This is a genomic window from Vibrio splendidus, from assembly GCF_002873455.1.
Classification (GTDB): Bacteria; Pseudomonadota; Gammaproteobacteria; order Enterobacterales; family Vibrionaceae; genus Vibrio; species Vibrio splendidus_J.
This window is the reverse complement of sequence record NZ_MCUN01000004.1, coordinates 1-14,082: the sequence shown is the minus strand read 5'-3', so window position 1 is coordinate 14,082 and position 14,082 is coordinate 1. Positions and strand designations below refer to the sequence as shown.

General features: G+C 44.3%; 6 protein-coding genes, 1 tRNA gene and 1 riboswitch. Of the genes, 4 read left to right on the top strand and 3 right to left on the bottom strand.

The window, feature by feature from the left end:
* Positions 1–161: 161 nt before the first annotated feature.
* Both uvrA and BCU75_RS01730 read left to right on the top strand, forming a co-directional pair.
* The gene (uvrA, locus tag BCU75_RS01735; protein WP_102472779.1) at positions 162–2,993 is read left to right on the top strand and encodes an excinuclease ABC subunit UvrA; all 2,832 of its coding nucleotides are present in this window, start codon (positions 162–164) and stop codon (positions 2,991–2,993) included.
* A 96-nt stretch (positions 2,994–3,089) separates the two neighbouring features.
* On the top strand, positions 3,090–4,862 hold the full coding sequence (locus BCU75_RS01730; protein ID WP_102472778.1) for a PglL family O-oligosaccharyltransferase: 1,773 nt from the start codon (positions 3,090–3,092) through the stop codon (positions 4,860–4,862).
* Positions 4,863–4,966: 104 nt separating this feature from the next.
* Here BCU75_RS01730 and BCU75_RS01725 read toward each other — a convergent pair whose 3' ends face one another.
* Entirely contained in the window at positions 4,967–6,106 is a 1,140-nt protein-coding gene (locus BCU75_RS01725) for a pyridoxal-phosphate-dependent aminotransferase family protein (protein ID WP_102472777.1), read from the bottom strand.
* 176 nt (positions 6,107–6,282) lie between these two features.
* Positions 6,283–6,460, top strand: a riboswitch (Lysine riboswitch).
* A 109-nt stretch (positions 6,461–6,569) separates the two neighbouring features.
* On the opposite strand from BCU75_RS01725, the gene lysC reads away from it, so the two are divergent.
* Complete coding sequence (gene lysC, locus BCU75_RS01720; protein WP_102472776.1) at positions 6,570–7,937, top strand: lysine-sensitive aspartokinase 3; 1,368 nt, start codon at positions 6,570–6,572, stop codon at positions 7,935–7,937.
* Between the two features lie 115 nt (positions 7,938–8,052).
* Here the strand turns inward: lysC and metH are convergent, their stop codons facing one another.
* On the bottom strand, positions 8,053–11,730 hold the full coding sequence (metH, locus tag BCU75_RS01715; RefSeq protein ID WP_102472775.1) for a methionine synthase: 3,678 nt from the start codon (positions 11,728–11,730) through the stop codon (positions 8,053–8,055).
* A 169-nt stretch (positions 11,731–11,899) separates the two neighbouring features.
* Here metH and BCU75_RS01710 point away from each other — a divergent pair, with 169 nt between their 5' ends.
* Positions 11,900–13,180 carry a cation:proton antiporter gene (locus BCU75_RS01710; protein WP_017078851.1) on the top strand — a complete coding sequence of 427 codons (1,281 nt, stop codon included), beginning with the start codon at positions 11,900–11,902 and terminating at the stop codon, positions 13,178–13,180.
* A 790-nt stretch (positions 13,181–13,970) separates the two neighbouring features.
* Here BCU75_RS01710 and BCU75_RS01705 read toward each other — a convergent pair.
* Positions 13,971–14,047 (bottom strand) — tRNA-Trp (locus BCU75_RS01705).
* Between the last annotated feature and the right edge of the window lie 35 nt (positions 14,048–14,082).

Genomic DNA, 14,082 nt, shown 5'->3' with positions numbered 1-14,082 from the left:
TTAATAGCCATTAGCGGTTGGTTAACAGCACATTAAATGATTCCAAGGGTGACTCAAAAGAGTCGCCTTTTTTTGTTTACTGTTTTTTTATCCAGTAAAACTTTGCACAAATCTCACTCTATGTAATACTTTAGCCACTTAAAATTACATGGTCTGTTGAGATGGATAAAATAGAAATTAGAGGCGCTCGTACGCATAACCTCAAAGACATTAACCTAACCATACCTCGTGATAAGCTGACGGTTATCACCGGTTTATCAGGTTCAGGAAAGTCGTCACTTGCGTTTGATACTCTCTATGCGGAAGGTCAACGTCGTTATGTTGAGTCTTTGTCGGCCTACGCCCGTCAATTTCTATCTCTTATGGAAAAACCCGATGTCGACCACATAGAAGGTTTATCTCCAGCCATCTCGATAGAACAAAAATCGACTTCGCATAATCCTCGCTCAACCGTCGGTACTATTACTGAAGTCTACGATTACCTAAGACTGCTTTACGCGCGAGTCGGCGAGCCACGCTGTCCTGATCACAACATCCCCCTAGCGGCGCAAACCATCAGCCAGATGGTCGACAAGGTATTAGAACTGCCTGAAGGCTCAAAGATGATGCTGATGGCACCGATCGTCAAAGAACGTAAAGGTGAGCATGTAAAGACACTAGAAAACCTAGCAGCGCAAGGTTTTATCCGTGCTCGTATTGATGGTGAAACCTGTGATTTATCCGATCCACCAACATTGGAACTGCACAAGAAGCACACCATTGAAGTCGTGGTAGACAGATTCAAGGTTCGCCCAGATCTTCAACAGCGTTTGGCTGAATCATTCGAGACAACATTAGAGCTATCTGGTGGTATCGCTGTTGTCGGTTGGATGGATGATAAAGAACAAGAAGAGATCGTGTTCTCAGCTAATTTTGCTTGTCCAAAGTGTGGCTACAGCATGCAAGAACTTGAGCCTCGCCTATTCTCATTTAACAACCCAGCAGGAGCGTGTGGCACTTGTGATGGCCTTGGTGTTCAACAATATTTTGATCCAAGTCGAGTAATTTTGGATGAGAATCTGAGCGTTGCAGAGGGGGCGATTAAAGGCTGGGATCAAAAGAATTACTACTATTTTCAGATGCTGACGTCGCTATCGGATCATTATGGTTTTGATCTTTATGCACCATTTAATTCTTTGCCAAAGAAAACTCAAGAGATCATTTTAAAAGGATCTGGCCGCACAGAGGTCGAATTCAAATACATCAATGATCGTGGTGATATCCGAGTCAAGCGTCACCCATTTGAAGGTATTCTCAACACGTTAGAACGTCGTTACCATGACACTGAATCTAGTGCAGTACGTGAAGACCTTGCCAAATACATCTCAACAAAATCTTGCTCTAGCTGTAGTGGTACTCGCTTAAGGCTGGAAGCTAGAAATGTTTTCATTGGTGATACAACATTGCCAGAAATCGTTGAACTCAGCATTGCCGACGCACTGCAATTTTTCCAAGAATTGAAGTTAGACGGTCAGCGTGGGCAGATCGCAGATAAGGTAATGAAAGAGATTAATGACCGCCTGCATTTCTTAGTCAATGTAGGCTTGAACTATCTCAACTTATCACGCAGCGCGGAAACACTGTCTGGTGGTGAAGCTCAGAGAATTCGTCTAGCAAGTCAAATTGGTGCTGGGTTAGTTGGTGTTATGTATGTGCTAGATGAGCCATCAATTGGCCTCCATCAGCGCGATAATGAACGTCTACTGCAAACTTTGGTTCACCTCAGAGATTTAGGTAATACCGTGCTTGTCGTTGAGCATGATGAAGACGCGATCCGTTGTGCTGACCATGTTATCGATATCGGCCCTGGGGCAGGTGTTCACGGTGGCCACGTGGTTGCAGAAGGTACCATGCAAGACATCATCGAAAACCCGAACTCTTTGACAGGGCAATACCTCAGCGGTGCCAAAGAAATTGCGGTACCAAAACAAAGAACACCTATCGACAAAAAGAAAGTCGTCGAGATCGTTGGCGCAACGGGGAACAACCTAAAGAATGTGACCGCGACGATTCCTGTTGGTTTGTTCAGCTGTATTACGGGTGTATCAGGTTCAGGTAAATCAACACTAATCAATGACACTTTCTTTAAAGTCGCCCACACTCAATTAAACGGTGCAACGACTGCAGTTCCGGCACCGCACAGAAAGATAAAAGGCTTAGAGCATTTCGATAAAGTGATCGATATTGATCAAAGCCCTATCGGTCGCACCCCTAGATCAAACCCTGCGACTTACACCGGTATTTTCACTCCTATCCGAGAATTATTTGCTGGTACACAAGAATCACGATCTCGTGGCTACAAGCCAGGTCGATTCAGTTTTAACGTTCGTGGTGGTCGTTGTGAAGCTTGTCAGGGAGACGGTGTAATCAAGGTGGAGATGCACTTCTTGCCGGATGTGTATGTACCGTGTGATGTGTGTAAAGGTAAACGCTATAACCGTGAAACTCTTGAGGTTCGCTACAAAGGCAAAACCATTGATGAAGTGCTAGAAATGACGGTAGAAGATGCCCGCGAGTACTTCAATCCCGTTCCGGTTATTGCGCGTAAGCTGCAAACTTTAATGGATGTGGGCCTTTCTTATATTCGACTAGGGCAAGCGGCGACAACCTTATCTGGCGGAGAAGCGCAACGCGTTAAATTAGCGCGTGAATTGTCTAAACGAGACACGGGGAAAACCTTATACATTCTTGATGAACCAACAACAGGCCTTCACTTCCACGATATTCAGCAGCTATTAACGGTACTACATCGATTGCGTGATCACGGCAATACGGTTGTGGTGATTGAGCACAACCTCGATGTCGTCAAAACAGCAGACTGGATCCTAGACCTTGGTCCTGAAGGGGGTCAAGGGGGCGGTGATATTGTTGCAGAAGGTACACCTGAAGATGTGGCGTTAGTCGAAGGTTCACACACTGCTCGCTTCCTTAAGCCTATGTTAAATTTGAAGTAGGTGTAAAATAGCGCCCTGCGAGCAGACATAAAAATGTTAAAGTAACAGAGCTTGTTTCAGAAGGAACAAGCTCTGTTTTTATAAGGTTAGGGATTTATGGCAACAATACACACTAGCGGTACCCAGCTAGAAAATCAGGTAACTCAGCTACCACTCAATAAAGCATTTCTGACTTCTTTAGCTCTTGTATTCTTGTTAGCCATGCATTTTTTCATGCCTAATCCTGGAGGCTCAGGCCTTGCGTTATCATTTAATCCAACCACTTGGTTAGCTCTTAGCTTTACGTTAGCAATTGGCTTCTACCAACTCGCGACTAACCGTGTACTCAAATATTCCAAGTTAACGGTTGGCTTGCTAGTAAGCTGTCTTATTCTTACGCTACCCATTTTATACAGTAATGCCGCACCTCAAGGAGCTGCAGGGCGCTTACTTGGATTGTGGGCTGGCTTTGCCTTGTTCGTCGTACTTCAGCAATTTAAGTTCAGCAATAAACACAAGCAACGCATGTTGTGGTTCATTGTGCTTGCTGTGGTTATACAAGCACTCTTTGGTTACGTGCAATATTTCCTACTGGAACCTGGCAACCTGTTTGGTTACAACACAACGGCCAATCGACCTTACGGAATATTCCAACAACCGAATGTAATGGCCAGCTTTTTAGCTACTGGTTTTGTGCTTTCAGCATATCTTTTGGCGAGGCAACCCGCGAAATATAATCACAAAATTAGCGAATCGATTTTACTTTATTTAACCCCAACCTTAACCGTGCCGCTATTAATTATTATTGCATCACGGACTGGCTGGTTGGCCGTCGTAATAGGGTTGATATGTATTCTGCCTTACCTATACAAGTTCTCGACCAAGAAACGCTTCTACGGATGGTGCGCATCAACCCTACTTGGGGCTGTTATTGGTTTTACCATAATTAGCTTGCAGTCTGTAGATAGTTTAGCAAGCCAAAAAGCCAGTCGTTCTCATTTAGAAGATGCTCGAGGATATATATTCCCACAAGCTCTAGATATGATGATCGAAAAGCCATTTACAGGGTATGGCTACGGGAAGTTCGAATCCGAGTACACGCTATACACAGCTCGCCAGCATCAACTCAACCCAAATTATCATCCCGGCCTTCCTTCAATGGATCACCCGCACAATGAGTTCCTGTTTTGGGGGGTTGAAGGCGGAATAGTACCTATCGTTGGAATTTTAATTGCCGCGGTGTTAGTCCTGTCACGTATAGCAAACTCAGCGAAGGGAACACGTCTAGCACTGCTCGCGCTATTTGTACCCATACTCTTGCACTCTCAGCTCGAGTATCCTTTTTATCATTCTGCGATTCACTGGATAACATTCATCATCTTGATTTACTGGGTAGATCAACGCTCTTCTCGGCACTATCAACAGCCGTTTAGTATCGTTAGTAAAACCCTGTTTAGAGTGTCTAGCTTGGTGGTTCCGATCTTGGTGAGTTTCTATATGTTGAGCGCGCTGCATACCAATTATGTGCTGACTCAATTTGAACTGTCTAAGCCTAAGAATCCAGATATTCTTAAGCAGGTAACGAATCCCGTAGTTTGGAAAGATCGCTATGATTGGGATGTATACAGCACATATCTAAATATTGGCCTCTACAAAGCTGATCCTAGCCTGATCCAACCTTATATAGATTGGTCGTTAGAGATCATAAAGAGTAAGCCAAGGCCTGCTTTCTACAGCAACCTGATTCTCGCGTATCAAGGATTAGGCGATCACAGCAAGGCAGAACAAATTCGTAGCGAAGCGATCTTTTTATTCCCAAATAGAGACTTTTCCAAGGTTCAATATAAGAAAATATCAGAAGCTGAAAACAACATCTCTTCTGCTAAATGATGCCAAGGAATCTAGAATTAATTCACCCTATTGGCGTTTAGTCTAGACACAAAAAAGCGCACGTTCTCTCGTGCGCTTTTCTTTTTAATTTCAGTTTATTGTCGCTACTTCAAAACGTCTTGCAACGCTTTTAAGCACAATGCGACATTCTCTTTTCGAGCACCATAACCCATTAAACCAATACGCCAAGCCTTCCCTGCTAAAGAGCCAAGGCCTGCACCGATTTCAAGATTATACTCTTCTAACAGCTGTGTTCTTATTTTGGCTTCGTCAATCCCTTCAGGGAAGTAAAGCGCATTCAATTGAGGCAAGCGGCTCTCTTCATCAACGACAAACTTTAACCCCAAAGCTTCTACACCAGTTTTAAGCTCTTGGTGCATCGCGTAATGACGTGACCAAGCGTCGTCTAACCCTTCATTTTTCAGTAAAACCAATGACTCATGCAAAGCATACAGGCTGTTCACGGGGGCTGTGTGGTGGTAGCTACGCTTACCTTCTCCACTCCAATAACCGAGTACCAAGCTCTGATCTAGGAACCAGCTTTGTACTGGAGCTTGACGCGCCTTCATCTTCTCAACCGCACGTTGAGAGAAAGTCACAGGAGACAGACCAGGAACGCAAGATAGACATTTTTGACTGCCAGAATAAACCGCATCAAGCTGCCATTCATCAACCAACAGTGGTACACCACCTAATGATGTCACTGCATCAACAATCGACAATGCATCAAATTGACGAGCTAATGCGGAAATGGCTTTAGCATCCGATAACGCTCCAGTCGACGTTTCTGCGTGTACAAATGCGACAGCTACAGCATCAGGGTTTTCTAATAACGCTTTTTCTACCTTTTCAACGGAAACGGGTTTACCCCACTCGTCATCAACAAGGATCGCTTCGCCACCACAACGCACAACATTCTCTCGCATACGTTCACCGAAAACACCGTTGCGACAAACAATCACTTTCTCACCGGGCTCAATCAGGTTAACAAAACAGGTTTCCATACCTGCACTGCCCGGAGCTGAAACGGCAATCGTCAACTCATTTTCAGTTTGAAAAACATATTTAAGAAGTTGTTTCAGCTCATCCATCATTGCGATAAACAGCGGATCGAGGTGACCAATAGTTGGACGGCTCAAGGCCTGTAAAACTTGAGGTGAAATATCTGAAGGCCCCGGCCCCATTAACGTTCGGTGTGGCGGATAAAAGCTCTCGATAGCAGTAGTGAGTGTTAAATTAGACATGTACATCCCTTACGTTAATGGTGTGAACATTCCACCCTAAAGCAAATCGATACCGTCAGCAATTAGCCAAAAGTATTGAGGTCACACCAGTGTCACATAATTGTTAAAATTATTTTTTAAATATCTCCAGTTACGGATTGACATTGTTAACGCAAACACGTTCAATGAAATGGCTATCTAGCAGAAGAGGAGCACTGCCCAGGCAGATGTTTTGTGGAACCGCATTTCCAATACAAAACATTAATGGGGAGCAGTGCCGAGATAATAAAAGGATGCAGGACCTTTATTATCGGTTGAGCGGGCTGAATCCCGGCAACTGTCGCCATTTCTATATGGTGAAGAGCTTCTGAGGTTACTATTCTAATAATTCCTCTCTTTTTGCTCTAAATACTCTCTTCGAAAAACATCGGACGTTGGATTACCCAACCGTAATTTTATTTTAGGAAGTCGTGGGAGATATATCGTGAGTGCATCTAATGTAGCTGGTTCTTTTAATGTCGCTAAGTTTGGTGGAACAAGTGTTGCCAACTTTGAAGCAATGAGCCGTTGTGCTGCCATTATTGAAAATAACTCGAATACTAAACTGGTCGTGAGCAGCGCATGCTCAGGCGTCACTAACTTGCTTGTTGAGCTAGCGAATGGTGTCCAAGACAAAACTCGTCGTCAGGAATTAATGACGCAGTTGGCTGACATTCATAACGCGATTCTTGATCAACTAGCAGACCCAATCAGCATTGAAAAAGACGTGCATTGTATTCTCGACGACATTGCGAGCGCTGCAGAAGCGGCATCATTCCAAACAAGTACCAAACTCACCGATCACCTAGTGGCATGTGGTGAGTTAATGTCGACACATATTCTGGCGCAGATCATTCGTGAACGTGGGACACCCGCAGTTCGTTTTGATATCAGAGAAGTGATGCGCACTAATGATGACTTCGGTAAAGCAGAACCACAGCTAGAAGATATTGCAGCTCTAGCGCAAGAAAAACTCATCCCACTTTGCCAAAAACAAGTTGTCGTGACTCAAGGCTTTATCGGTGCCGATAGCGAAGGTAACACCACAACGTTAGGTCGTGGCGGCAGTGATTATTCAGCCGCACTGATTGCCGAATCGGTACAAGCTATTGGTTTAGAGATCTGGACTGACGTTCCAGGGATCTACACCACAGATCCACGCATCGCATCGAAAGCATCTCCTATCCCAGAGATTAGCTTCAGCGAAGCATCAGAAATGGCAAACTTTGGTGCGAAGATATTACACCCTTCGACTCTAGTCCCTGCATTACGCCATCAAATCCCTGTTTTTGTCGGCTCATCAAAAGCACCAGAGCTCGGTGGAACATGGATTCGTCAACAAGTTGAGAGTTCTCCTCTGTTTAGAGCGCTTGCCCTACGTTGCAACCAAACCATGGTTACACTGCGTAGCGCTAATATGTTCCATGCCTACGGCTTTTTAGCTAAGGTGTTCGAGATCCTCGCTAAGCATAAGATCTCTGTCGATCTTATCACTACCTCAGAGATCAGTGTCTCACTGACTCTTGATCAAACAGATACATCGGGTGGTGCTCCTCAGTTACCAGAAGCCGCTCGAATTGAGCTTGAAGAGCTGTGTTCTGTAGATATTGAACACGACCTATGCCTTGTTGCTCTTATTGGTAATAACATGAGCGAAAGCAAAGGCTATGCGAAGCAAGTATTCGGCACGCTTGAAGACTTCAACCTACGTATGATTTGTTACGGAGCAAGCCCACACAACCTATGCTTCTTGCTAAATGAGTCTGTCTCCAAGTTAGCGATTCAAAAGCTGCATCAAGAGCTGTTTGAATAAAACGACGGTTACTCGATTAGTTTAAAACTACCAAACCACAGATACAAAAAGGGTTGCTCTTGAGCAACCCTTTCTCTTTTTTACTTTACGAGTCAATGCTCGTATAGCCTAAAAGCTAGTTAATGTTTGGGCCTAACCACTTCTCAGCTTCTAACATATCCCAACCTTTACGGTCGGCATAGCTATCCACTTGATCCTGTTGAATCTGGGCAATCGCAAAGTATCGAGAATCCGGATGTGAGAAGTACATACCAGATACTGAAGCACCAGGCCACATTGCGTAACTCGTGGTTAACGACATGTCGATCGCTTTTTCAACGTCCATCAACTCCCACAACGTGCCTTTCTCTGTATGTTCTGGGCAAGCAGGGTAACCCGGAGCAGGGCGAATACCTTGGTATTTCTCTCGAATCAAATCGTCATTAGACAAATCCTCATCAGGTGAGTAGCCCCAAATGTCCTTTCTCACTTCTTTATGCAAGTATTCAGCGAACGCTTCCGCCAACCGGTCTGCAACCGCCTGAATCATGATCGCGTTATAGTCGTCGCCTTTCGCTTTGTAATCATCAGCGAGCTCTCGCTCACCAATACCACCCGTTACTGCAAAACCACCAATCCAGTCTGCTTTACCGCTGTCTTTCGGCGCAATGTAATCTGACAAACAGTAGTTAAAACCTTTTGGCTTCTCGGTTTGTTGACGAAGATTATGCAGAACCTTTAATACTTCAGTACGCGATTCATCGGTATACACTTCAATATCATCGCCAACACTGTTTGCTGGGAACATGGCACACATACCACGAGCTTCAAGCAATTTATCTCTCTCTACACGATCGAGTAAATCGTTAGCATCCTTGAAGAGGCGTTTCGCTTCATCACCTACCTCTTCATGATTGAGAATTGCTGGGTACTTTCCGACTAATGACCATGTCATAAAGAACGGAGTCCAGTCGATGTACTGACGTAAAGTAGCCACATCAAAGTCCTTGAAGATGTGTACTCCCGGCTTAACAGGTGCAGGGGGAGTATACGCATCCCAATCGATAGCGACTTTATTGGCACGCGCTCTCTCAAGCGTGACCGGCTTAGTACGAGGCTTTTTACGATTGTGCTGATCGCGAACGCGATCGTAATCGATATCCAACTTCTCGACAAATGCAGGTTTCAGTTCGTTAGATAATAGAGAGGTACACACACCAACAGCACGTGAAGCATTGTTTACGTACACAACAGGTTCAGAGTAGTTCTGTTCAATCTTAACGGCTGTATGCGCTTTAGATGTGGTTGCTCCGCCAATAAGAAGAGGCAGCTTAAAGCCTTGTCTCTCCATCTCTTTGGCAACATGTACCATCTCATCAAGAGAAGGAGTAATCAGCCCGGAAAGACCAATAATGTCGACATTCTCTTCCTTAGCGACCTTAAGAATTTTTTCACATGAAACCATCACGCCTAAATCGATAATTTCGTAGTTATTACATTGCAAAACCACGCCAACAATATTCTTACCGATATCGTGAACATCACCCTTTACAGTCGCTAGTAAGATTTTGCCGTTAGTTGCACCAACGTCTTTGGTTGCATTAATAAATGGCTCTAGATGGGCTACCGCCTGCTTCATAACACGGGCAGATTTCACCACTTGAGGAAGGAACATTTTACCTTCACCAAAGAGATCACCAACCACATTCATGCCATCCATTAATGGACCTTCAATCACCTCAATAGGGCGAGAGGCATTAACACGCGCCTCTTCTGTATCTTCAACGATGAAATCAGTAATGCCTTTAACCAAGGAGTGCTCTAAACGTTTCTCTACTGGCCAAGTGCGCCATTCTAATGCCGATTTATCTTCAACCTTTCCAACCGCACGCTCTAAGTATGCAGTCGCAATATCCAATAAGCGCTCCGTCGAGTCATCACGACGGTTAAGTACCACGTCTTCAACAGCTTCTCGTAAATCCTCAGGCACATTATCGTAAATCTCTAATTGACCTGCATTTACAATGCCCATATCCATACCGTTTTTAAAACAGTGATATAGGAATACCGCGTGAATAGCCTCACGAACGTAGTTATTACCGCGGAAAGAGAATGAAACATTCGACACACCACCTGAGATCATCGCATGCGGAAGATCGCGTTTGATGTCCCCTACTGCTTCAATGAAGTCGACCGCATAGTTGTTATGCTCATCAATACCCGTAGCCACTGCGAAAATGTTCGGGTCAAAGATAATATCTTCTGGCGGGAAACCTACTTCATCAACAAGAATGTTGTAGGCATTGGTACAAATCTCAACTTTACGCTCTCGGGTATCAGCCTGCCCTAGTTCATCGAACGCCATCACAATGACAGCAGCGCCATAACGACGAACCAGTTTAGCTTGCTCGACAAACTTCTCTTTCCCTTCTTTCAATGAGATAGAGTTAACGATGCCTTTACCCTGAATACATTTCAGACCCGCTTCGATAACTTCCCATTTGGAAGAGTCGACCATGACTGGCACTTTCGAGATCTCTGGCTCAGACGCACATAGATTGAGGAATTTAACCATACACGCCTCAGCGTCTAGCATCCCTTCATCCATGTTGATATCGATGATCTGAGCACCGTTCTCAACTTGCTCTCGAGCAACACTCAAGGCTTCATCGTAAAGCTCTTCTTTAATCAATCGCTTAAATCGAGCAGAACCGGTAACGTTAGTACGCTCACCTACGTTCACAAATAGAGATTCTTTGGCAATCGTTAATGGTTCCAAACCAGATAAACGGCAAGACACAGGCAAATCAGGTAATTGACGTGGCGTTACGCCTTCAACGGCCTCAGCCATTTGGCGAATATGTTCTGGCGTCGTACCACAACAACCGCCAATTAGGTTCAAGAAACCACTTTCGGCCCATTCCTTAACGTGTTCAGCCATCTCTTCAGGAGAAAGGTCATACTCACCGAACGCATTAGGTAAACCCGCGTTAGGGTGGGCGGAAACGTTACATTCTGAGATACGAGACATCTCACCAACGTACTCTCGCAGTTCGTCAGGGCCTAATGCACAGTTCAATCCAAATGAGATAGGTTTAACATGACGAAGGGCGTTGTAGAAGGCTTCTGTTGTCTGCCCTGAAAGCGTACGACCTGATGCGTCAGTAATGGTACCGGAGATCATCACAGGAAGCGTGATGCCTACCTCTTCAAAAACAGATTCAACCGCAAAAGAACATGCTTTTGCATTTAACGTGTCGAAGATAGTCTCGATAAGAATAAGATCTGAGCCACCTTTGATAAGCGCTCGTGTCGATTCGGAGTAAGCTTCAACCAGTTCATCAAAGCTAACATTACGATAGCCCGGATCATTAACGTCTGGGGAGATAGAACAAGTTCGGTTAGTTGGACCTAACACACCCGCCACGAAACGGGGTTTTTCTGGGGTCTTTGCCGTCCATTCGTCTGCAGCTTCACGAGCTAACTTTGCAGCTGTAAAGTTAATTTCTTCGCTAAGGCTTTCCATATCGTAGTCGGCCATAGCGATGGTTGTAGAGTTAAAGGTATTGGTTTCGAGGATATCAGCACCGGCTTCCAAATACTCCGTATGGATATCTTTGATAAGCTTAGGTTGTGTAAGTACCAAAAGGTCATTGTTACCTTTTAAATCACTATGCCAATCAGCAAAGCGCTCACCACGATAGTCTTGCTCTTCCAATTTATAATCCTGAATCATGGTACCCATGCCACCATCAATCAGTAAAATTCGTTGCTTCAACAGAGCGTCAATCTTTTGCCTTACATTACTTCCCACGGTACAGCCTCATTCCTTTAATTATCTCTCCATCCTACCACACATTAAAAAGGAGTCTAGACGTCTAAAAGGTGAAATTGATTACCAAGTCATGACAAAAAAATGTTTGCTATTTGAGCATGAGACAACGAAAATTCATATTCATACTTTGTTACATGTTGGGATCCCAATGTCGGTCTATTACACCTTATGCTTCTTGTCCGCAGCTGCCATGCTTATTGCTTTCGTGAATACCAAAATTGGTAAAATGCAGACAACCATCGCCATTACAGCTGGCTCAATGATGTTATCTCTATTGATTATCATTGCGGGACAAAACAATTGGTTCCAATTGGCTGACATCGCCTCAGAAACCGTTGCCAGTATCAACTTTGAAGATTTCCTCTTAAAAGGAATATTGGGATTCTTACTCTTTGCCGGTGGTTTGGGGATTAAGTTACCTAATCTAAAAGATCAGAAATGGGAAATAACGGTACTCGCTCTTGGCGCTACACTGTTTTCGACATTCTTTATTGGCTTTGTACTGTATGGGTTCTGTCAGTTTATCGGTATTCAATTTGACCTAATTTATTGCTTACTTTTTGGCTCTCTAATATCTCCAACCGACCCAATAGCTGTATTAGCAATAGTGAAGAAGCTCGATGCTCCCAGACGAATCTCTACTCAAATCGAGGGAGAATCTCTATTCAACGATGGTTTTGGCTTAGTCATCTTCGTTACCCTATTTACCATTGCGTTCGGTACAGAAGCACCGACAGTGGGTAGCGTGACCATGTTGTTCGTCCAAGAGGCTATCGGCGGCATCGTCTATGGTTTCGTTCTAGGTTTAATATTCCATTACCTAATCAGCAACACCGATGACCACTCGATGGAGTTGCTATTAACTATCGGTATTCCAACCGCTGGTTATGCCTTTGCTGAAGTCCTACATGTATCAGGACCGTTAGCAATGGTGGTATCAGGTATCATGATTGGTAACTGGACGCGCTTTATTGGATTCTCGAAAGAAAGTGAAGATCACCTAGATCACTTCTGGGAATTGATAGATGAATTCTTAAATGGTGTATTGTTCTTATTGATCGGTATGTCGATGCTGTTATTCAAATTCCACCAAGAAGACTGGATTTTGATGGCTTTCGCAGTTCCTCTAGTACTAAGCGCACGCTACCTAAGTGTTTTCTTGTCTTATATAGGGTTCAAGCGCTTTAGAACTTACAACCCATGGTCAATCAAGATCTTAACTTGGGGTGGCTTGCGCGGTGGCTTAGCTCTAGCAATGGCACTTTCAATCCCTTCGGGTATCTGGGTAATTGAAGACAAGGCAATAGATGTTAAAGAGATTATCCTTGTTATGACATACGCTGTTGTTGTGTTCTCAATCTTAGTTCAAGGCTCGACAATCACTCCTATGATAGAAAAAGCGAAGCAAGCTGAGAAAGAGCTAGATTAGCATCTCAAAATATTAACCCGGCTGCCTAATTTAGGTGGCCTTTTTTATACCTAATAAAAGTCAGATTCGCAGGTTTCCTCACTAAAGATCTAGCTGAAAGGTATACATGAACAATAGAACTTACCTCGGCGTTTAATGCACTGTTATTGAAGCAACCAAAAGCCTTTAGTTGGGTAAACATTAGATTTAATCGGGACTAAAGCGAAGACGAATGGTGTTTAATCACGCTGCCGACGACATGATAAAATGCTCTTAGCCAGCAATCTTTCCGGAAAAATAATGAGACTCAAGACCTAACAGGTCTAGCTTTAGTCACTACCAGAAACTACGAAGCGAGATGGTGCTGAACAGAAAGCTCTAGTGTTCGACTAAGCCTTTAAATACGGCAAGGTTGTAATTTAGTAAGTATTAAGCGATTCGATTAAATAGGGGGAGCTAAAGGAGCACTTAATATATCTAGCGTTACGTTAAAGGTGACAGGCATAAAAAGGCTCCAGCATTTCTGCCGGGACGCGCAGTCTAGAGTCTTAACTATCGCAGGGTGGACTGAGCCGGCACTCCGGAGATTAGACCGGGCTGGCGATCCAGCTCCCAACATTGCTTCGTAGAAGCAACAGATGCAAAAAAGCCTCAGCATTTCTGCTAGAGCCTTGAATATGGCAGGGGTGGAGAGATTCGAACTCCCAACACGCGCTGTTTTGGTAAGTCGGGGAATCCGCTGCTCTGCTAATGGTGTACATTAGATTCAGAAAGTAAAAAGGCCCTAGCATTTCTGCTAGAGCCTTGAATATGGCAGGGGTGGAGAGATTCGAACTCCCAACACGCGGATTTGGAATCCGCTGCTCTGCCAATTGGAGCTACACCCCTAAAACTTTTTATTTCTTCAGATTCGAAAAAACCTC

Coding starts and splice junctions, on each gene's coding strand:
- BCU75_RS01730 (WP_102472778.1), top strand. CDS start 3,090: ATGGCAACAATACACACTAGCGGTACCCAGCTAGAAAATCAGGTAACT.
- BCU75_RS01725 (WP_102472777.1), bottom strand. CDS start 6,106: ATGTCTAATTTAACACTCACTACTGCTATCGAGAGCTTTTATCCGCCA.
- uvrA (WP_102472779.1), top strand. CDS start 162: ATGGATAAAATAGAAATTAGAGGCGCTCGTACGCATAACCTCAAAGAC.
- BCU75_RS01710 (WP_017078851.1), top strand. CDS start 11,900: ATGTCGGTCTATTACACCTTATGCTTCTTGTCCGCAGCTGCCATGCTT.